Source organism: Acinetobacter sp. ANC_7513 (assembly GCF_056779915.1).
This window is the reverse complement of record NZ_JBWYIW010000002.1, coordinates 161,897-181,865: the sequence shown is the minus strand read 5'-3', so window position 1 is coordinate 181,865 and position 19,969 is coordinate 161,897. Positions and strand designations below refer to the sequence as shown.

Here is a 19,969-nt window from a genome sequence, read left to right as displayed (position 1 = left end):
CACTCGTTATCGAATTTAAACTCAGGTGAGGGAAGAATGAAAAATATTGTATATAGTTTATTAATCGCTTTACTGAGTTTAAGTTCAGTAATGCTTCACGCTCAAACGACGTCTGTCAGTAGCTCACAACAATCAGATCAGAAAGAAGTGATTGACTTATTTTTTGCAGCAGCGAAAACAGGAAACAAAGAAGTTATTCATGAATTTTTGAAACATGGGTTTCCAGTCAATATTAAAAACCATGCTGGTTTTACACCATTAATGATGGCGACCTACTATGGTCATCAAGATATTGTAAGGACTCTATTGGAAAACGGCGCAGACCGCTGTGCTCGTGATAATAAGGGTAATACAGCTTTGATGGGTGCTATCTTTAAGCTTGAATGGTCGATTGCCAAACAATTACGCCAGGTCGATTGTGATGCTCAAGCAAAACAGACAGGACACAAGACCACAGAAGAATTCGCAAAAGTTATTGGGCAAGATAAAGCATTGAAAGCTTTGACTGAGTCATATAGTCAAGACAATACAAAAAAATAATCAGTTTAAGTTTTAGTAATTAGTCGAATAATCTTCGACAATTACTAAAACGAGCTATGAATCGCAACAAAATGTGCTTTAATGCAATAAGTTGCTAAAAACTGAAAAATAATATGTCTGCCATTATTCAATCCTTACTTGATACTGACTTGTATAAATTCACGATGTTACAAGTGGTATTACATCAATTTCCTCAAACGGATAGTGTCTATCAATTTCGTTGTCGTAACCTTGAAGATACAGCCTATCCACTCGTGGATATATTAGAGGAACTGAACGAACAGTTAGATTTACTGTGTCAGCTCAAATTTAAAGAAGATGAATTACAATATTTAAGAAGTTTACGCTTTATTAAAAGTGATTTTGTAGACTATTTAGAATTATTCCAACTTAAGCGCCGCTTTATTAAAGCCAGTATCGATGATCAAGGTCGTTTAGATATTCGTATCGAAGGACCTATGGTTCAAGCAATGATGTTTGAAATTTTCGTGCTTGCAATCGTCAATGAACTCTATTTTCGTCGTATTCGCGATGAGCAGGTATTGGCAGAAGGAGAGCGCCGTCTTAAAGCTAAAATTGAATTGTTGAAACACTATGAAAGTAGTCAACAACCGAATGATCCACCATTTCTTGTTTCCGATTTTGGAACACGCCGTCGCTATAGTTTTGACTGGCAGAAACACGTGGTGGAAGAGTTTAATAAGGCTGCACCACATATTTTTCGTGGCACCAGTAATGTTTTATTGGCAAAGCAGTTGGGTATTACACCCATTGGTACGATGGCACATGAATTTTTACAAGCTTTCCAAGCACTTGATGTTCGCTTACGTGATTTCCAAAAAGCTGCACTTGAAACTTGGGTGCAGGAATATCGCGGAGATTTAGGCATTGCACTGACAGATGTTGTTGGTATGGATGCATTCCTAAGAGACTTTGATTTGTATTTTGCCAAACTATTTGATGGTCTACGACATGACAGTGGTGACCCATATGCGTGGGGCGATAAAGCCTACGCACATTATAAAAAGTTAAAAATTGACAGCAAAACTAAAATGCTCACTTTCAGTGATGGTCTAAACTTAGAGAAGGCATGGGATTTGCATCAATATTTTAAAGATCGTTTCCAAGTCAGTTTCGGGATTGGTACTAACCTCACCAATGATATGGGACAAACTGCTTTGAATATTGTTCTAAAGTTAGTCGAATGCAATGGTCAATCGGTAGCTAAACTCTCTGATAGTCCAGGAAAAACGATGACTGATAATGATACCTTCCTCGCATATTTGCGTCAGGTATTTGATGTTGAGTCTCCTTAATCATAATTTCCCTTTTCTGATTTTTTGCTAATACCATGCAAAAAATCAGAATAATTTTGAAAAAGTCTTGTGCTAAGATTTGAACAAGGCCAATAGAACTATTCAATAAATATGACCACTAACGCTTTTGATTTCGGTCTGCTCATTGAAGCAGAACAACTTGTTCCTCATTTAGGAAGTGAAAAGTTACGTATTGTTGATTTGACCCGAAGTTCGGTCTATGAGCAATTACATATTCCGCATGCTATACATCTGAAGCCAAAATTTTTAGTGCGCCAAGAGGAACAAGCTACGGGTTTATTGCCTGATGATGAAGGGCTTCAGCAGCTAGTCCAGATATTAAACATATCACCTGAGCATCATGTCGTGGTCTATGATGATGAAGGTGGGGCATGGGCTGGTCGACTGATATGGAATCTACACTGTATGGGTTTTTATAACACCAGTTTATTAAATGGTGGTATTCATGCATGGTTAGGCGCCAACTATCCTACTTCTTCAGAAGTTGAAGAGGTTCAGCCAGTCACATGTCTTTTTCAAGTTAAGATATCCAATGTTGATCAACACCGTATTGATTATTCAACTTTGATAAAAAAAATTGAAAATAAAACTTGCCAAGTATGGGACTGCCGAACGGCTGAGGAGTATACCGGGCAACGTCTCGCGGCACGTCGTGGGGGACATATTCCAACGGCTAGACATTTTGAGTGGAGTACTGCACTTAATCGTCAAAATCATTTAAAATTGCACCCCTTAGAACGCACGCAACAACGTTTAGAACAATTGGGCTTTCAATTTGATCAGCCAGTCGTCGTATATTGTCAGTCTCATCACCGTTCAGGTTTAGCTTACATTATTGGTCGATTACTGGGTTGGGATATCCAAGCTTATGATGGTGCGTGGAGCGAGTGGGGCAACCGCCTCGACAGTCCAATCATTACTGGAGAGTCACCTGAGTGAGTCTGACAAATTTAAAAAAGAAACTATTTATTCAAGCGCAGCAAATCGTCCCGCAACAAAAACTCAGCCGTTTGGTGGGTAAAGTCGCAGCCAGTGAAAACCCAGTATTAAAGAATGTTGTCATTCAAGCATTTAAAGCAAAATATGGCATTGATATGTCAATTGCTGAGCAACAAAATGCCTTGAAATTTAAATCCTTTAATGAGTTTTTCACTCGCTCTTTGAAAACAGGCGTTCGTTCAATTGATCCTAATCCTAAAAGTGTCGTGTCACCTGCAGACGGTGCAATTTCACAATTAGGTAAAATCAATGAGGGCGATATTTTTCAGGCAAAAGGTCAAAGCTTTTCAGTTGAAAAGTTAATTGGTGATCCTCAATTGGCAGCACCATTCAAAAATGGTGAATTTGCAACAGTGTACTTATCACCGCGTGATTATCATCGTGTGCATATGCCTTATTCTGGTACATTGACTGAAACTTTATATATTCCAGGTGAATTATTTTCAGTCAACCAAACTACAGCTGAAAATATTCCGGGTTTGTTTGCACGTAATGAACGAATGGTATGTTTATTCGATACTGATATTGGTCGTATGGCTGTTGTTTTAGTTGGCGCAATGATTGTTGCTGGAATTGAAACTGTTGCGACAGGTAAAGTAAAACCAACAGGTCGCTTAGAGCTGAACCATCATGCGATGAAACTTGAAAAAGGTGATGAGCTCGGACGTTTTTATTTGGGTTCAACGGCTGTAGTTTTGTTTGAGAAAGATAAAATGCAATGGGACCAAGCATTTAAGGCGAACTCAACTGTAGTAATGGGTGAAGCGTTGGGTCATCTTATTTGAGTATATCTTTTGAATAAGAAAAGCGCCTAAGGCGCTTTTTTTATTCGTGCATTTTATACAAGCGTTCTTTGGGAAACACGGCAATAAATGTAGAGCCTTCGTTTTCTTTCGACTCGATTTCAATATGTGCGCCATGTTGCATAAGTACGTGCTTAACGATGGCAAGGCCTAAACCAGTACCACCTGTTTGACGACTGCGTGCACTATCCACACGATAAAAACGCTCAGTTAAACGCGGTAAGTGTTTTGGATCAATTCCAATACCAGTATCCTGAACAGAAAAATAGCCACGTTCTCCATCATCATGCCAGCCGATGGTGATGGTGCCACCTTTCGGGGTGTACTTTATGGCATTGGTAATTAAGTTGCTAAATGCACTCGCCAATTCCATATCTGAACCAATTAAGTCACAGTGGCTGTCTATATCAAGGTTAAGTGTATGACCATAATCAATATTGTAAGCTTGCGCATCATCAAACAGATGGTTCATTAAACTTGGCATTTCGATAATTTGATTTTTCGCAATTTGTTTTTCATTTTCTAAACGAGACAAAAGCAAAAGATCATTGACCAATGCATTCATGCGTTTAGTTTGCGATTGCATTTGTTCAAAGGCACGTTTCCAACGCGGATTGATATCTTCTTGATCTGTGAATGTTTCGATATACCCACTTAACACTGTGAGTGGTGTTCTTAATTCATGTGAAATATTGTCAACAAAATCTGAACGCATTTGCTCGAGATTTTTCATACGCGTAATGTCGTGCGCAACTAAGAGGCGACTTTCATTGCCAAAGCGAGTCAGTTTGATTTGCGCGTACTTATTATCATGGTTCACCAATTTAATTTTTACACCATCTGGTGCTTGATTGGTATTATGAAAATATTCAATAAAATCTGGCTGGCGAATAATCGTGAGCAGGTTGCGGCCACGATCAACAGCTTGAATGCCAAATAACTTTTCCGCAGCAGGATTCCACCATTCGATTTGATGGGAATCATCCGTAAGAATAATCGCTTCTGATAAAGCCACGAGAGAAGATTGAGTTCGATCGATCAGTCCAACCATTTCAGACTGAACAATACGTTCTTGGCGTTGAGCCCGATATACATTGAACAGTAATGCCCCCCAGATTCCATTTAAATTTGGTGGTACATCGTAAGGACGATTCGAAATCCAATCATTGACTAAATATAATGAGCGTAATTGGATACCAAAAAATATGAGACAGGCAATGCCTAAGCATATCCAAAGATAGCCAATCCCTAACCCGATACAGCCCGCAATAATCAGTAGAAATACCAGTAAACGTAAGTCTTGCTTGGCAAAAGTCCATAAACTGCTATATAGAAACTTTTGATGTTCACGTGCCAATTCTGGGACGGGGTAGGGTTCGTACATAAAATCTAAATTAACCTAAAGCAACATCAGCTCGTGTTGAAAAACGATAGCCAGTACCACGCACAGTTTGAACATAACGGTCTGCACCATAAGGTTCGAGCACCTTACGTAAGCGACGGATATGGACGTCGATGGTTCTGTCTTCAATATACACATTTCCACCCCATACCTGATCAAGTAATTGAGCACGGGTATAGGCACGTTCTGGATGAGTCATAAAGAATGCCAATAGACGATATTCTGTTGGCCCCATATCAAGAATATTTTGATTATAGCTGACACGTTGGCTTACTGGGTCAAGAATTAAGCCATTTGCATCAATGGTTTTTTCGCCATTTAACGCATTTGCACGTCTTAACACTGCTTTAATACGGGATACCAACTCACGTGTTGAAAATGGTTTCGTCATATAGTCATCTGCACCAGCATCAAGACCTTGAACTTTATGGTCTTCTTCGCCACGCGCAGTCAACATAATGACTGGAATTTCTGAAAGTGTTTCATCACGCTTAAGGCGACGACACAAATCTACGCCACTCACGCCACCCGGTAACATCCAGTCGAGTAGGATAAGCGCTGGACGTTGATCAACAATCATTTGATGTGCTTGTTTCGCATCTTCTGCTTCCAAGCATTGAAAGCCTGCCATATCTAAAGAAGTATGGATCATTTCCCGAATTGGGAGCTCGTCGTCGACAATTAAAATGTAGTCATCTTTCACAACGCAATATCCTATGATGAACGGTGAACCGTTTTATATTTATGACAGGCTTATTACAAAGATTAATTATGACAGTATCATTGCAAGATGGAAATCGAAGTTAAATATAGCAATGTTTTGTGACAATTAGGCTGATATTTTGTCTCATTGATATTTATTAATCTGAAATTAAATCAATATCTTAAATTTACTTACGATTTGTCACAATTTCTTCATCTTAATTTGATGCTACTTTTTCATTAGATCATTCAATAGGGCGAGAAAAACGGTTTTACATGCCTGAACGACCTCAGCACGTGGAAGTTTAAAACCACCTACTACCCAGCGAACAGCAACTTGAGTGACATAGCCATTTAGACCAGTTGCAATCAAGGAGATCTCTTTTTCAGTGAGATGGGTATGTGGCATCATTAATGTGACAAAGGCATGAATCATTCGGTCGAAACGGCCCATTGTTTCTTGAATGGTTGCATGATTATGAAGTTCTTGGACGAGCATTGCATCAATATAAATAATCCGAGCGGTACGCGGATCATCTTCTAAAAAACTAAAGAACGCATTTAGACCTGCATCAATCATGTTGAGAGGCTCAGGAGAGGCTTTCATAATAGCTTGCATTAATGTTTGTTGAAGCTTCTCAATCAGTTCTAAAAAGATCGTTTGGAATAAGTTTTCACTTTTCTTAAAAGATTCATAAAAGTAACGTTCAGTTAATTTCGCTTGTGTGCAAATATCTTTAACGGTTACTGAGAAAAAACCATGAGTTCCATATGCTTCAATACCCGCTTCAATAAGTTTCTCACGGCGTGCTTGTTTGCGTTCAGTTAAGGACATCCCTTTAAATTGACGCTCTTTTGCGGGAGGCTTTTCAATCGCTTGCTCGTGTTCTGATGGAGTGAGGTTCTCTGGGTTCATAGCAATTCGAGTCTTTTTATAAAAGTGTTATGCTGCGGTCAGTATAGAGTACTGATCAGCTAAAGATACTAAATTGGCCTATAGTAACAATAAAAATGGTCGATAGTTACATTGACAATAATAATTGTCAAAATTATAGTGAACATGAATGACCCAGATCAACGCTGTGGTGCATAAAAATCAAAAAAAGGATTCACAATGAAAAATTTTAAAAACAAAGTGGCTGCAATCACAGGTGCAGGTTCTGGTATTGGTCAACAACTTGCGGTGTTACTGGCCAAGCAAGGTTGTCATTTGTCTTTAAGTGACGTAAATGAAAAGGGCTTAGCAGAAACAGTTGAACTGACGAAGAATGCAAATGTACGAGTCACAACCAAGAAAGTAGATGTTGCGAATCGTGACGAAGTTAAAGCATGGGCGGCTGAAACTGTACAGAATCATGGTTCAGTGAACATGATTTTCAACAATGCTGGGGTGGCATTGGGTTCGACCGTTGAAGGCGCAACATACGAAGAGTTGGAATGGATTGTTAACATTAACTTCTGGGGTGTCGTGTACGGCACCAAAGAATTCTTACCATATATTAAGAAAACAGGTGATGGACACATTATCAACATTTCAAGTTTATTCGGTTTAACTGCGCAACCAACTCAGTCTGCGTATAATGCAACTAAATTTGCTGTACGTGGTTTCACTGAATCTCTTCGTCAAGAGCTAGATATTGAAAATGTGGGTGTGAGCGCGCTTTGCGTACATCCAGGTGGCATTCGTACCAATATTGCGAAAGCTGCAAAAATGAATGACAGTTTAAAATCTTTGGGCATGAATCCACAGAAATCTGCACAGACATTTGATAAATTATTACGTTGTCCACCTGAAGAAGCAGCGCGTCAAATTCTAGAAGCAGTGCAAAAAGATCGCCGTCGTTTACTGATTGGTAACGATGCGAAAGTGATTGATTTAATGCAACGTGTGATGCCAACGGGCTATCAAAAAGTGACTGCATTTGCGACTAAAATGAGTAAACGTTTCGATTCTAAATAATCGTTAAAAAAACCCGCGTCATGCGGGTTTTTTATTTTCTTGATTTCTAATTTAAATCAGTACTTGAACAGTTTTCTTTTTCCAAACAAATTGATAATACAAACCTTGCATCACACATAAGCAAACGAAAGCCAAAGCATAAGCGTACCAGATTCCCGCCAGCCCCCACCATGCGCTAAATAGATAAGCTGCTGGGAGTTCTATACAGAGTATGGCTACAATATTGATGATCATTGGCATAGTCACAGTGCCACTTGCACGCATAATTGAGGCGAAAATAGCACTCGCGCCAAAAAATAAAATTGACCACAGCACAATAAACAATAATTGTTGCCCGAGTATCACGACTTTTTCATCTGTAATAAATAATGCCATGACATATTTTGAGAACAAATAAGCCAAGATTACGAGCCCGCCTGTAAAGACAAAATTCATCCCCAGTGCTGTTTTAGTTACACGTGATAAAGAATCCGCTTTACCTGCACCGATCGCTTGAGCCCCAAAAATAGAGGCAGCAATTGCGATAGACAGAGCAGGGAATTGGATGTAGTTCAAAACCTGATTAACTGCGCCATAAGCAGCTGTTGCTTCTGAACCATAGCGATTGACCAAGCCGACAATGACTAATCCTGCCACAGAGGTCGTGACCATTTGAATGCCTGTAGGAACGCCAAGTCTGAGAATAATTTTGCTCAGTTCAGGATTGTGGCGTACATGTTTACACATTGCTAAATCTGGACGTAATGGATGATTTTTTTTATTTAAATAAACGTACAGAAAAATAAGCACGGCCAGATAACCCACAATCGTGGCGATGGCAGGTGCAATGATACCCAATTGAGGAAATCCAAAATATCCAGCGATGAGAACAGGGGTAATAAAGAGCCCAATTAAACTGGTCATTCCCAAAGCGATGAGAGGTGTAATGCTATCACCGACACCACGTAAGATAGAGGTATAAATAATATAAATAAAAAGGAGTGGGCTACCTGCTAACATCCATTGAACATAAGGCAAAGATAAATGCATGACACTTGGGTCTGTGCCCAAGGCCTCAAGAATGTGGCGTGCAGATAGAACACCTAAAATGGCAATAATCGTCCCGCCGATCAATGTCATAAAAATAGTAGAGCCGACAACCGCTCTTACTTTTTCTAAATTTTGTGCTCCCCACGCTTGACCAACCAATACCGTCGAGCCAGCCGAAAGCCCAATTACAAAAGCCAAGAGACAGAACAAAATAGGGAAGAAGACGGAAACAGCAGCAATTGCTTGAACGCCCATCATTTGCCCGACGAAGATCGTATTAATTGTGCCGGATAAATTTTGCAGGATATTGGTTGCAATCAGCGGAACTAAAAAAACTAAAAAAACTTTCCAGAAACCAGGTTCATCAATCGGCCGTAAGGTTCTCGCCATATATAAGTCTTATCCATTATTGTTTTCTATATCAACGGATTGACCTTAGCACCTTATCATTCAAATTGCTTTAGTAATAAAGTAATCCGTCTCGTCTCTTTTCGTTATTGTGATTGAACCTTCGTTAAAATTTCTCCTGCAAGATGCAAGGTTTCCTCTCGTTTTGCAAAACAGACCCGAATGAGCTTCAGATCTTGAGGTGGCTGTTGATAAAACACTGATATAGGAATCGCTACCAGTTTGTGTTGTTCTGCAAGATATTGGCACATTTCTATATCTGTGAGCTCAGGTCTTAGTGTACTGAAATCTAAGTTTTGAAAATAAGTTCCTGGTGACGGCACATATTGAAATTTTGAATGTTGAATTCCATGGATGAATAAGTCACGTTTAGCTTGATAAAAATTGGGGAGATCTAAAATATGTTCAGGATGTTGTTCGATGAATTGATTAAGCGCGATTTGAATCGGATGGACACCACAGAAATTGGCAAATTGATAAATTTGACGAAATACTTTCATCAGTGCCTGAGGTGCAACGCAATATCCAGTTTTCCAACCAGTAACATGAAACGTTTTTCCGAATGAACCAATCACAAAACTACGATCTCGAAGTTCAGGAAAACTAAGCGCAGAATAATGTTGTTGACCATCAAACACTAAATATTCATAGACCTCGTCAGATAGTACACAAATGTTTTTATCCTGAATCAACTCGATCAGTTGTTGCCAATCTTGCTTGGACCAAATTGCACCTGAGGGATTATGTGGTGTATTTACAATGATTAATCGCGTTCGTTCATTTATTCGATCTTTCACCACATTCCAGTCAACATGGAAGTCTGGATGTACCAAGTTGATATGGATCGCTTGCGCCCCAGCGAGTTTCACTGCAGGTGCATAACTATCATAAGCAGGATCGAAAATAATTACTTCATCTCCAGCATTTACAACAGCTTGAATCGCACACAAAATTGCAGTCGTTGCACCAGGTGTAATGGTGATTTCGCTGATCGGGTCTAAATCGACTTGGTCTCGTTGGCAGAATTGGGCTGCAATTTTTTGTCTTAAACTCAGCAGACCGTCACCAGGTGGATATTGGTTATAGCCTTGTTGTGTGGCTTGAGCTAAAGCTGCAATTAATTCAGGAGGAGGTGGAAAATCAGGAAAACCTTGAGAAAGATTTAACGCGTTCAACTTTTGGGCGAGTGCTGACATCACGCTAAAAATAGTGACACCTAAGTCTGGTAATTTAGATTCAATTTTAATCATGCTGGATAGTAATATTTAGCCCGTTTCTTCGTAGTTTAGCAGTTGAAATGCCTGCACTAAATACAAATATCTGCGACATATTCGTTTTAATTTTCATAAGATTCTAATGATCTTCAATTAAGTTTAAAACCTTAGATGATCTATGTGATCTCATGTTAAAAATGATTGATCTGACTTTGCTTCATTTCATTTTTTAACCAATTTAAAAAAATAATCTTCCGAGGATCTTCAATAAATCTAGTATGGGACAGTAGATAATAGGCAGAACCATCCTGAAGAATTGGTGTTATTTTTTTTACAGACTTGAGCTCTAATTCTTTTTCAATCATGTAGATAGAAATGATCGTCTTTCCTAGGCCAGCCAAGCAGCCTTCTAAACATAAGTAAAAATGCTCTAATTCTATTTTGGAATGTTTCTTCAGAATATCTTTGAGTTCATCCAATTGGTGTAATTTTTTTGAAAAATAAGGGCGTGATTTAGAAATTAACAATTCTTTGGTTTTAGGGTGGTGAGATGCTTGGACTGCCACAATATATTCATCGCCAATTTTCTCACTAAACAGATGCGATCCCCATTCAAAATCATTTCTTCGTATTGCGATATCGATATTATCTTTTTCAAAGTCGACTACACCACCACCTGTGAGCAAAACCACTTCAAAATCATGTCCAAGTTTTTTAAATTCAACAAGTCGTGGAATTAACCACTTCATCGAAATGGTTGGTTCACAGGACAGTACCAATTGTTTGTTTTCAGTTTTATTTTGAGTTAGTCCAATTAAACAATCATCCAATTGATTGAAAATATTCTGAGCGCAATGAAAAAGAGTTTCTCCTTCTTTGGTGAGTATCAAGGTTTTATTTCGTCGTTCAAATAATGTGATATTTAATATTTCTTCGAGATTGTAAATTTGCTTACTGACGGCACTTTGCGTAACAAATAATTTCTTTGCTGCAATCGTGACACTGCTGTATTTAGCGACAAAATAAAAAAACTTCAGTGAATTCAAAGATATTTTTTCTATCATTCCAAAAACTCATATATTTTTAGTCGATTTTATTGATTTTATTTTTTTAACTTTTGTTCAAAATGAAGATTACCAAAAGCAAAATAAAGCTAATACAATGGAAAATATATTAAAATTCAGTCCATTTAACAAGCAGCATCTCCATGAATACACATATTCAAAAGAGATAATCAAAAAGGGTTATGCGTTTATTGATTTAAATACATTCCAAGAAATACAGAAAAATAATAATTTTCACGATGTTAATGAGCAAGATGTCAGTGATTTTATAGACAGTTGGAACGCTCTAGATTTAGATCAATTTATGTCGGATAAAGGTAAATATCGAACAAGAAAACATGCAACTTTTACTATTAATGATAAGCATAAAATTTTACTGAAAAATTCTTATATTCCTCATTTTCAGACGATTGAATACAACACTTTGAATGGTGGAATTGCGAGATATTTTTCAGAGATTGATAAAAATACAATTGAAAATCCAATTTTTAGAAATTTACTACAATTCGCATATCTCACCTTTTCAGAAATTGAAACTGAAAATTGGTTTATCGAAGCGCATCAATTTCGCATTGAAGCAAAATTTAACGATAGTGGTAAGCCAACCCCTGAGGGGATACATCGAGATGGGGTGGATTTCGTTTTAATGGCCATGATCAACCGTCAAAATGTTCAGGGTGGAATGACCCGAATTTATGACTTAAATAAGAATTTGAAAGCAGAATTTATGCTTGAAAATTTTTTAGATATCGCACTTGTGGATGATCATCAGGTCTATCACAGCGTAACGGAAATCAAAGTCAATGATTTTACGTTGGGTGATACTGGATTAAGAGATGTATTAGTGATCACGTTTAAAAAGGCATAATGAATGGGTGAGTTTATAGCAGTTATTCTCATCACCATACTCGCTGTTGTGAGTCCTGGTGCTGATTTTGCTATCGTGACAAAAAACAGTTACTTATATGGTAGAAGGATAGGTGTTCTCACTTCACTGGGAATTTCTTTAGGTGTTTTGATTCATGTGACTTATACGCTTATTGCTGTCGCATTTGTCATGGCGTATACACCTCAAATTCTAAATATTGTGAAGTATATTGGAGCCATCTATCTCATCTATATCGGTTATAAAACTTTTGTACAAAGTCCGGTTGTCGAGACGTCATCAACTGCTGCAATTAATCCTTTTCAAGCAGTGAAATATGGCTTTTTCACCAATGCACTTAATCCTAAAACGACTTTATTTGTGATTAGTACATACACTCAGATCATCAGTGTGAGTACGCCGAAAGCGATTCTGGTCGGTTATGGGCTATTTATGTCTTTTGCTCATTTTTTATGGTTTGGATTGGTGGCTTTGCTTTTTTCATCGATTGTTTTAAGACAGAAAATGTTAGCTAAGCAAGTACAGATTAACAGAGTGATTGGAACTGTATTATGTCTGCTAGGGATAGCACTTCTGTTTGCTAAATTTCAATAATAGGGTAGCAATATGAAAAAGATGGCTTTTATCGATATGGAAGGTGTTCTTGTCCCTGAAATATGGAAACACTTCTCAAATGTATACAATATCCCAGAGTTGGCGATTACAACTCGAGAAGTCGCAGACTATAAGTCTCTGATGGAATTTAGAATTAATTTACTGAAAGAAAATAAAATTCCTTTAAAACAATTAATCGATGACATTAAAGAACTGGATGTCATTCCAGATGCTAAGGAGTTTTTAGAATATTTGCAAAAGGCTGAAAATTTTGAAGTTAACATTATTTCAGATTGCTTTTATGAGTTTTTATTTCCCTTTTTTGAAAAATTAAATCTTCCTGTTAAAAATACATATTGTCATCACTTAGAAATTGGACCAGATGGATTTATAGAAAATGTTCTGTATACACGAGATAAAGGGAAACATGAAATTATTGTAAAGTTCCAAAAAGAAAACGTTTCAATGACCAATAGTATTGCGATCGGTGATGCATTCAATGATTTTTCGATGTTGCATTTAGTTGATTATGGTTTTTTATTTCAACCCTCAGAAGACGTGAGAAAGAACTCCCCAGCTTATTTTTGTAAAGTAGACTCTTATCAAGATATTATTTCACATTTAAATCGTAAAAAAATTATGTAACCTTATAATATTATTATGGTTTATATAAGATGAAGCAGATAGGAATGACTCTAGTGATAGCTTAGTTCTTTAAATGGATTAAGAATAATAAATACAGCCCATTCATGCAGAAATGGGCTTTTTGATGACGTCAATTCACAATGAATTCAATTTTAGTCAGCGACCAAATTTAAATTTCATTTCTAAGTTAAATCAAAAATTCAACTGCTGCTCGGATGATCCCTAACACTAAACCGATAAATGCACCAACGACAACACCGTTGACGCGAATCATATGTAAGTCACCACCGACTTCATTTTCAATTTTATCGATCATTTCTCGTGAGTCCCATTCGTGAATGCGTTCACTGATAAATAAAATGACTTTTTCGCTGTATTGATCACTGAGATTGACTGCCATTGAACTCATTTTTTCATTTAATAATTGGCGTAATGCAGGATTGGAAATGATGTTTTGACCGACTTGTTGAATCGCAACACGTAAATTTTCAGCTATACCTGAATCTGCTTTCTCCAAATCTTCACGAATGGCATTGCACAGAATGACGACGGCACCAGTAATAAAATTTAAAACTTGAGGACTATCTAACAATGCATTTTTAGTTTCATTTAATTTAAGACTCGCCTGACTTTCAGGATTTGCGAGTTCAGTCATTAAATGCTGTGCAATACTCTCAATTTTTTGACGCCATGGATGCTCTGGATCTGCCAACATTGACTCGACACGCTCTATTAAAGAGTCAATCGTTCTTTGTTGAACATCGATACCGATCCAACTTGCGCCTTTGGCTAAACGCCACACTCCGAGTTCTTTAAATAGGGTGCGGGTTAGCTCCCGAGTTTGTTCAGGATGTGAAGTCACCCAACCGTGCGCAACATCGAGACCACGTTGTAAAACATCTTGGTGGAAGTCATTTTCTAATACGGCACGAATCATTTCACTGGCCAGGGTATTGATTTGAGTGTTCTTTACCCATTGCACACTGTTAGTTTGAATAAACCTACCGACTTGTTCTTGTCCAACAAACTCAAAAACTTTAGGCACTGTCTGTTGAATCACTTGAGTCACTTGACGATTGTTATCTGGATTGGCTAGCCATTGTCCTACTGCCAAACTCACATCTGTTTGACTCAAGCTTTTTGCCACAATCTGTGGCGATAGGAAGTTTTCTTGAACAAAACGTCCCATGGATTCTGCAATACGCGCTTTGTTACGTGGAATAATTTCGGTGTGATCTTTTAAAAACTTAGGAATAGGGATACGGCCGAATGGGTTCCGAAACAAAACCGTAATGGCATACCAATCTGCTAAACCACCAACCACACCTGCTTCAGCAGACAACATTAAAATATGAATAAGCCAAACATATTCTGGAAAAATTTTGGCAGCCACCATGAGCGATATCCAAGCCAATACAGCGACAACCAGTGCGATCATGGCAAACCGTTTGCTTCGATCCAGACTAGGGGTAGTCATTGTTGGTGATACACTCATGCATAATTCCTATGTAAGCTGTTGTATTAATATTATTTTATTGTGATTGAGAAGGCTGTGTTTGTACAGGCAGTATGTCGCCTGTAGCACTTAAACCATATTTAGACCCTAAGGCCTGTAAAATTAAACGTGCATCAAAAGCATCTTGAGGTGCTGTTTTTTGATCTTTAAAACAGGTGATGGTATAGGCTACTTGAACTAGCTCTAAACTGACCACCTGTGGCAGATCATAAAAAGGATCAAAGAACATAGGATGTCTACGATATCCATAACCATACGGGTAAGGATTGGAATAAACCACAGCTTGACGAGGTGGTTGTTGTGTGCGATTGCTTGGATCATCTTGGACTTTAAAAAAATGAAAGCCCTGTTTGACCGTTGTTTGTGCAGCTTTAAGTAAGGTTATTTCTTCAGCTGTACCATAGCTCATGTTGGATGAGCCTTGAAAACTAATACGATACGTTGATTGGTTCAAGGGAATAGTTGCGAATTGCCCAAGCTGATCAAATGTAGGCGGTTTACTTGGCGTCGTGACACAACCAGACAGCAGGATCATGCCAGATAATCCCAAAATCATGCATAAGTTCTTCATTTCGCTCTCCTGAAGTCTGTTGTATCAATATCAATTTAGAAGCTACTGTTTGGCTGTTTTAAAAATTCTATTTCCTCAGGTGTAGAGAGACGATTTAAAATTTCATTACGATGAGGATAGCGGCCGAAACGTTCAATGATGACTTGATGCTTTTTCTCAAAGTCTAAATTTACAGGGTTGCCTAATGCCTCAAACAAACGAAGCGCTTGAGTGTGAATGATTTTTGATTCGCTATGCATGAAAGGCATATATAAGAAGCTACGTTGTTCAGGTTCCAGTTCGAGATCTAAACCAAGACGAACCGCTTCTTGAGCTAGCCCAAGTGCTAATGGATCTTGGGCAAAAGATTCAGCTTTGCCACGATAAACATTACGAGAAAATTGATCCAAGACAATGATTTCTGCTAAGCGTCCTAAAGCAGTTTCCCGCCATGTCCATAGTTCGCCTGCGGCAGCTTGTTGGATGGTGTGACCAAATTGCGCTTGAATAAGTTGATCGAAAGCATCGCTTTTCGCAAACCAATGTGGTTGAGTTTCAGCACTGAACCAAAAATCTATAACGTTGTGATAATTCATATTCTTTACAGTTTGTTAGCATTTATTCTGCAATAAAATCACAAATTTCAGATGTCTTAAAGACTAAGATTGTGTTAAAAATTTGCCAAAATAAAAGGTTTATCCAACTGAAATGTATATGCAAACTGCATTTGGGAATATAAATCACGGTATACTTGATATAAATCAATAATTTTTTATCTCAGTCGTTCTTCTAGATAAGCGAGTAAGTAATGAGTCAACCCGAAGCGCTCTCTGAAACAATTTTACCAAATTGGGTGGATTCGTCGGTGTTTAAAGGTATGTTACGAGGCATTGAGCGCGAAAGCTTAAGGATGCAAAGTGATGGCTTTATCTCCCAGAAAGATCATCCTAAGGGTTTAGGCTCTGCGTTAACTCATCCTCATATTACGACAGATTATTCTGAAGCCTTACTTGAGTTTATTACGCCTCCTCAATCTTCAATTCCTGAAGCATTAAGCTACTTAGAAGATATTCATGCTTTCACTCATCGACATCTAGAAGATGGTGAAAAGCTATGGCCAATGTCGATGCCATGTATGTTGGATGATGAAGAAGAAAGTATTCGTCTTGCGCAATATGGCTCGTCCAATATTGGTAAATTCAAAACCTTATACCGTCGTGGTTTAGGTGTACGTTATGGTCGTCGTATGCAGACGATTTCAGGTGTACATTACAATGTTTCATTCCCTGATGCGTTGTTTGAGCAGTTGCAAGCAAACGAGCAAGATGAAGCTTTAAAACAGCTCAGTTTGCAGGATTATCGCAGCCATCGATATTTCGCTTTAATTCGAAATTTCATTCGTTTAACCCCATTGGTTATGTTTTTGATAGGTGCAAGCCCATCGGTCTGTCGTTGTTTTATGACGGGTCGTGAACATCATTTATTGCCTTTAATTAAGGGAACATTGTATTTGCCATATGCCACTGCATTGCGTATGGGGCGCTTTGGATATCAAAACTCGGCGCAGAAAGAGTTAGGTATTCATTACAATGATTTGAAAGGATATTTAGCAGGTTTACAAAAGGCGGTGAAAACATCTTATGCTGCTTTCAGTCGTTTGGGATTAGATGACGAAGCGGGTGAGCCGATCCAAATTAATGATCACGTACTGCAAATTGAAAACGAATACTATAGTCTTGTACGTCCTAAACAAGTACCACAGTCTGGTGAAACACCATCTGATGCATTAGCAAACCGTGGGGTAGGGTATGTTGAATTACGCGCAGTAGATGTGAATCCATACAGCCCTATTGGTATCAATGAAGATACTGCAGGATTCCTTGAGGTATTAGCGCTTTATTGTTTATTAAAAGACAGTCCTGAACTGCTAGATGATGAACTTGAAGTGATTGAACAAAACCAGCAAGAAGTTGTGAATCGTGGACGTGCGCCAAATGCTGCCATTGTTGAAAATGGTCAATCAATTGAAATTGAGACATGGGCAAATAAATATCTCAAACAGATGCAGCCTTTAGCAGAAACGTTAGATCAAGCTCACTCGACCTCGTTGTATTCTGATGCAATGCAAATTATGCAATTACGAGTAGATGAAGTGGATGAAACCTTCTCTGCGAAAATAGTAGAAGATACACTAAAACATAGTGGTACTTGGAGCTTAGGTAGTGTGCTCGCGCATCAACATGCTGATCATTATCAAAATTATGTGTTATCTCAGGATAAAGTCACCTATTTTGAACAACTTACAGTGCAATCACTTGAGCAGCAACAACAGTTAGAAGCAGAGTCTAGTTTAAGCTTTAAAGAATATCTAAAAGCATATCGATAAAAATATTGAGGAAAGTATATGCAGTGGCAAAATTACCGCATGGTGAGTGGCCTGTTGTTTATAGCCAGCGTGATTGGAATGGCCTTCGCGTTGTATCTCGAACATGTCCAAGGTCTTGAACCTTGTCCATTGTGTGTATTTCAACGGTTAGGTCTGATCGGATTGGGGCTGATTTCTTTTATTGCGTTTCTACACAATCCCGTCCGTAATGGTTTAAAACGAGTATATGCTTTCCTAGGGACATTATCGATTTTATGGTCAGCGGGTGTTGCTGCACGTCATGTCTGGCTGCAGAGTTTACCTCCAGATAAAGTGCCAAGTTGTGGGCCTGGTTTAGATTATTTGGTAGATGCTTTGCCGCTTAAAACAGTGCTTCAACAAGTGCTGTCAGGATCAGGCGAATGTGCGGTAGTAGACTGGACTTTCCTAGGTCAGTCTTTACCTGTGTGGTCTTTGGTATTTTTTAGTATTTTGGTGATCATCTCGATTTGGCAGTTATTCAGAAAGTATTCTGCTTAATATAAAAAAGCCAACTAATAGTTGGCTTTTTTATTGAAGATGGTCAGGTTTCTACGATTCCTTCCATGCTTTCTAATTTGATTAAATATTTACGGATTTGCTCTTCAGCTAATTCATCGTGATGTGGATAGAACCATTTAACGATTTGCTCAGCAACACTGGAATGGTATTGAATTTCCATATGATTGAGCCCGTAGAACACCGCTTTATGTGATTCTGGCAATTTCAGTTGGAATCGCGGATTTGGATGCTCACCCAAAGCACTTTGCACACTCACTAAGTAATCGCCAATGACTTTAAGTGTACGATTTTTACGATTTTCAAACTCAATTGTTCCAGCTACTAAGAATGTATTGATATGTGAAGGCAGCGGTGCAGGTTTACGATTATCATCCATCATGCCAATACGAGCGTGATTGTGTTCCCAGTCATCATCACGGACACTACCATGGCGTAAATCCAAAATACCATCACTGCGAATATTCACAATGTGGCTGGCTAACTTGATGATGGGAAAGTGTCCAATTTTTTCTTGAACGGCAAAGCCAATACGTTCTAGAACCGCACCATGATGTGGAGAACCTAAGCAGACCAAATTCTCTGCCATGTGAAACCATTGATGGAGATTTTGTTTACCATAAAACAAAGCACTTCGAGAAACCAAACCACCCATACTGTGACCGATTAAATCAAGGCTGGTGATACGTGGATTGCGCTTTACCAAGTCTTCAAGCATATTGGCCAACGAACGACCATTCGCTGAAATTCTGCGCCCAGTGTTGTAATGCAAATAAAGCATGGTGTTGTTGTCGCGTTGTGCAAGCAGTTTTTCACCAATACCGCCATAGTTGCGATTGGTCCAATCAAGATGATTCATGCACAGACCATGGCAAAAGATCACGACACGACCTGACAGGTCACCCTGTTGTAACTCTCCATAGTGATCATACAGATTACTGGTAATCGCCAACGGATTTTGATTTTTGAGTAAATAGTCGCCAATCACGCCATTAAGAGCACTGACCAAAAAAATCATTTTTGGCGTGAGGGGTTTATCATGGAGTTTCGGAAATTGATCAATGATTTTGCGCAGGGCTGGTGCGACCAAATAATTTCCGTAATTTAGAAGCGTGTCATATGAAAATTGATATAACTTTCGAACGTAGGTTTTTTTTTGAAATTCTTTTGATGTTTTTTTACTTAAACCAAATACGGTTAAGAGCACTTCACGTTGAAGTGATTGAATGAGATTTTGAACAGCAAGGTTGATTGGAGTGCTGACCAGTTGTGCCAAACCTTCAAGCACATCGGCCTGACTCGGAGGAGATCGATCCCATTTACAATAGGTTTCATGTAGTGGCGTTAAACTCGGCATCTAGTCTTATCCTGATAGTGCATGATCATCTAAAGACACT

General features: G+C 38.5%; 20 protein-coding genes. 10 read left to right on the top strand and 10 right to left on the bottom strand.

Annotation, left to right across the window (positions count from 1 at the left end):
- The first annotated feature begins 36 nt into the window (after positions 1-36).
- From AC1M9B_RS04810 to asd, 4 genes are all read left to right on the top strand, one after another.
- Positions 37-540 carry an ankyrin repeat domain-containing protein gene (locus tag AC1M9B_RS04810; protein WP_481608678.1) on the top strand — a complete coding sequence of 168 codons (504 nt, stop codon included), beginning with the start codon at positions 37-39 and terminating at the stop codon, positions 538-540.
- A gap of 113 nt (positions 541-653) precedes the next feature.
- A complete protein-coding gene (pncB, locus tag AC1M9B_RS04805; protein ID WP_481591976.1) occupies positions 654-1,856 on the top strand; it encodes a nicotinate phosphoribosyltransferase in 1,203 nt (400 codons plus the stop codon).
- A gap of 111 nt (positions 1,857-1,967) precedes the next feature.
- The gene (locus AC1M9B_RS04800) at positions 1,968-2,816 is read left to right on the top strand and encodes a sulfurtransferase (RefSeq protein WP_481591975.1); all 849 of its coding nucleotides are present in this window, start codon (positions 1,968-1,970) and stop codon (positions 2,814-2,816) included.
- Entirely contained in the window at positions 2,813-3,661 is an 849-nt protein-coding gene (gene asd / locus AC1M9B_RS04795) for an archaetidylserine decarboxylase (protein ID WP_035264801.1), read from the top strand. The genes AC1M9B_RS04800 and asd overlap by 4 nt, the downstream gene beginning before the upstream one ends.
- 40 nt (positions 3,662-3,701) lie before the next feature.
- On the opposite strand, the gene phoR is transcribed toward asd, so the two are convergent.
- The 3 genes from phoR to AC1M9B_RS04780 all read right to left on the bottom strand — a co-directional run bounded on the left by phoR (position 3,702) and on the right by AC1M9B_RS04780 (position 6,699).
- Positions 3,702-5,063, bottom strand: coding sequence for a phosphate regulon sensor histidine kinase PhoR (phoR, locus tag AC1M9B_RS04790; RefSeq protein WP_481591974.1), 1,362 nt, complete (start codon positions 5,061-5,063; stop codon positions 3,702-3,704).
- 10 nt (positions 5,064-5,073) lie between these two features.
- The gene (gene phoB / locus AC1M9B_RS04785) at positions 5,074-5,784 is read right to left on the bottom strand and encodes a phosphate regulon transcriptional regulator PhoB (protein WP_035264799.1); all 711 of its coding nucleotides are present in this window, start codon (positions 5,782-5,784) and stop codon (positions 5,074-5,076) included.
- A gap of 228 nt (positions 5,785-6,012) precedes the next feature.
- Positions 6,013-6,699 (bottom strand): TetR/AcrR family transcriptional regulator, encoded by a 687-nt coding sequence (locus tag AC1M9B_RS04780; RefSeq protein WP_035264798.1) that lies wholly within the window; start codon positions 6,697-6,699, stop codon positions 6,013-6,015.
- Between the two features lie 198 nt (positions 6,700-6,897).
- Between AC1M9B_RS04780 and AC1M9B_RS04775 the strand changes: the two genes are divergently transcribed.
- Positions 6,898-7,743, top strand: coding sequence for an SDR family NAD(P)-dependent oxidoreductase (locus AC1M9B_RS04775; RefSeq protein ID WP_035264797.1), 846 nt, complete (start codon positions 6,898-6,900; stop codon positions 7,741-7,743).
- A 51-nt stretch (positions 7,744-7,794) separates the two neighbouring features.
- On the opposite strand, the gene AC1M9B_RS04770 is transcribed toward AC1M9B_RS04775, so the two are convergent.
- The 3 genes from AC1M9B_RS04770 to AC1M9B_RS04760 form a co-directional block, all read right to left on the bottom strand.
- The gene (locus AC1M9B_RS04770) at positions 7,795-9,162 is read right to left on the bottom strand and encodes an MATE family efflux transporter (RefSeq protein ID WP_481608677.1); all 1,368 of its coding nucleotides are present in this window, start codon (positions 9,160-9,162) and stop codon (positions 7,795-7,797) included.
- 104 nt (positions 9,163-9,266) lie between these two features.
- Positions 9,267-10,430 (bottom strand): methionine aminotransferase, encoded by a 1,164-nt coding sequence (locus AC1M9B_RS04765; RefSeq protein WP_481591973.1) that lies wholly within the window; start codon positions 10,428-10,430, stop codon positions 9,267-9,269.
- Between the two features lie 155 nt (positions 10,431-10,585).
- Positions 10,586-11,458, bottom strand: a complete 873-nt coding sequence (locus AC1M9B_RS04760) for a LysR family transcriptional regulator (RefSeq protein WP_035264791.1) — start codon at positions 11,456-11,458, stop codon at positions 10,586-10,588.
- A 97-nt stretch (positions 11,459-11,555) separates the two neighbouring features.
- On the opposite strand from AC1M9B_RS04760, the gene AC1M9B_RS04755 reads away from it, so the two are divergent.
- Genes AC1M9B_RS04755 through thrH form a run of 3 tightly spaced genes read left to right on the top strand, consistent with a single transcriptional unit; the run spans position 11,556 to position 13,583 of the window.
- Positions 11,556-12,326 (top strand): 2OG-Fe dioxygenase family protein, encoded by a 771-nt coding sequence (locus tag AC1M9B_RS04755; protein WP_035264789.1) that lies wholly within the window; start codon positions 11,556-11,558, stop codon positions 12,324-12,326.
- Positions 12,327-12,329: 3 nt separating this feature from the next.
- Entirely contained in the window at positions 12,330-12,938 is a 609-nt protein-coding gene (locus AC1M9B_RS04750; RefSeq protein ID WP_035264787.1) for a LysE family translocator, read from the top strand.
- 12 nt (positions 12,939-12,950) lie between these two features.
- Entirely contained in the window at positions 12,951-13,583 is a 633-nt protein-coding gene (thrH, locus tag AC1M9B_RS04745) for a bifunctional phosphoserine phosphatase/homoserine phosphotransferase ThrH (RefSeq protein WP_092766549.1), read from the top strand.
- Positions 13,584-13,770: 187 nt separating this feature from the next.
- Here thrH and AC1M9B_RS04740 read toward each other — a convergent pair whose 3' ends face one another.
- From AC1M9B_RS04740 to AC1M9B_RS04730, 3 genes are read right to left on the bottom strand one after another with little or no spacing between them, the layout of a single operon-like run.
- Positions 13,771-15,078 carry a DUF445 domain-containing protein gene (locus AC1M9B_RS04740; protein ID WP_481591972.1) on the bottom strand — a complete coding sequence of 436 codons (1,308 nt, stop codon included), beginning with the start codon at positions 15,076-15,078 and terminating at the stop codon, positions 13,771-13,773.
- Positions 15,079-15,115: 37 nt separating this feature from the next.
- Entirely contained in the window at positions 15,116-15,670 is a 555-nt protein-coding gene (locus AC1M9B_RS04735) for a CC0125/CC1285 family lipoprotein (protein WP_481608676.1), read from the bottom strand.
- A 35-nt stretch (positions 15,671-15,705) separates the two neighbouring features.
- Positions 15,706-16,245: a DUF924 family protein gene (locus AC1M9B_RS04730; RefSeq protein ID WP_035264779.1), complete on the bottom strand. Its 540-nt coding sequence runs from the start codon at positions 16,243-16,245 to the stop codon at positions 15,706-15,708.
- A 212-nt stretch (positions 16,246-16,457) separates the two neighbouring features.
- On the opposite strand from AC1M9B_RS04730, the gene gshA reads away from it, so the two are divergent.
- Positions 16,458-18,035, top strand: a complete 1,578-nt coding sequence (gene gshA / locus AC1M9B_RS04725; protein WP_481591970.1) for a glutamate--cysteine ligase — start codon at positions 16,458-16,460, stop codon at positions 18,033-18,035.
- An 18-nt stretch (positions 18,036-18,053) separates the two neighbouring features.
- A complete protein-coding gene (locus tag AC1M9B_RS04720) occupies positions 18,054-18,554 on the top strand; it encodes a disulfide bond formation protein B (RefSeq protein WP_092766544.1) in 501 nt (166 codons plus the stop codon).
- A gap of 43 nt (positions 18,555-18,597) precedes the next feature.
- Here AC1M9B_RS04720 and AC1M9B_RS04715 read toward each other — a convergent pair whose 3' ends face one another.
- The gene (locus AC1M9B_RS04715; RefSeq protein ID WP_092766543.1) at positions 18,598-19,929 is read right to left on the bottom strand and encodes a PGAP1-like alpha/beta domain-containing protein; all 1,332 of its coding nucleotides are present in this window, start codon (positions 19,927-19,929) and stop codon (positions 18,598-18,600) included.
- Positions 19,930-19,969 lie beyond the last annotated feature (40 nt).

Bases quoted from the DNA above. Each gene is read 5' to 3' on its own strand.
- AC1M9B_RS04810 (WP_481608678.1), top strand. From the start codon at position 37: ATGAAAAATATTGTATATAGTTTATTAATCGCTTTACTGAGTTTAAGT.
- pncB (WP_481591976.1), top strand. From the start codon at position 654: ATGTCTGCCATTATTCAATCCTTACTTGATACTGACTTGTATAAATTC.
- AC1M9B_RS04800 (WP_481591975.1), top strand. From the start codon at position 1,968: ATGACCACTAACGCTTTTGATTTCGGTCTGCTCATTGAAGCAGAACAA.
- phoR (WP_481591974.1), bottom strand. From the start codon at position 5,063: ATGTACGAACCCTACCCCGTCCCAGAATTGGCACGTGAACATCAAAAG.
- AC1M9B_RS04780 (WP_035264798.1), bottom strand. From the start codon at position 6,699: ATGAACCCAGAGAACCTCACTCCATCAGAACACGAGCAAGCGATTGAA.
- AC1M9B_RS04775 (WP_035264797.1), top strand. From the start codon at position 6,898: ATGAAAAATTTTAAAAACAAAGTGGCTGCAATCACAGGTGCAGGTTCT.
- AC1M9B_RS04770 (WP_481608677.1), bottom strand. From the start codon at position 9,162: ATGGCGAGAACCTTACGGCCGATTGATGAACCTGGTTTCTGGAAAGTT.
- AC1M9B_RS04765 (WP_481591973.1), bottom strand. From the start codon at position 10,430: ATGATTAAAATTGAATCTAAATTACCAGACTTAGGTGTCACTATTTTT.
- AC1M9B_RS04760 (WP_035264791.1), bottom strand. From the start codon at position 11,458: ATGATAGAAAAAATATCTTTGAATTCACTGAAGTTTTTTTATTTTGTC.
- AC1M9B_RS04755 (WP_035264789.1), top strand. From the start codon at position 11,556: ATGGAAAATATATTAAAATTCAGTCCATTTAACAAGCAGCATCTCCAT.
- AC1M9B_RS04750 (WP_035264787.1), top strand. From the start codon at position 12,330: ATGGGTGAGTTTATAGCAGTTATTCTCATCACCATACTCGCTGTTGTG.
- thrH (WP_092766549.1), top strand. From the start codon at position 12,951: ATGAAAAAGATGGCTTTTATCGATATGGAAGGTGTTCTTGTCCCTGAA.
- AC1M9B_RS04740 (WP_481591972.1), bottom strand. From the start codon at position 15,078: ATGAGTGTATCACCAACAATGACTACCCCTAGTCTGGATCGAAGCAAA.
- AC1M9B_RS04735 (WP_481608676.1), bottom strand. From the start codon at position 15,670: ATGAAGAACTTATGCATGATTTTGGGATTATCTGGCATGATCCTGCTG.
- AC1M9B_RS04730 (WP_035264779.1), bottom strand. From the start codon at position 16,245: ATGAATTATCACAACGTTATAGATTTTTGGTTCAGTGCTGAAACTCAA.
- gshA (WP_481591970.1), top strand. From the start codon at position 16,458: ATGAGTCAACCCGAAGCGCTCTCTGAAACAATTTTACCAAATTGGGTG.
- AC1M9B_RS04720 (WP_092766544.1), top strand. From the start codon at position 18,054: ATGCAGTGGCAAAATTACCGCATGGTGAGTGGCCTGTTGTTTATAGCC.
- AC1M9B_RS04715 (WP_092766543.1), bottom strand. From the start codon at position 19,929: ATGCCGAGTTTAACGCCACTACATGAAACCTATTGTAAATGGGATCGA.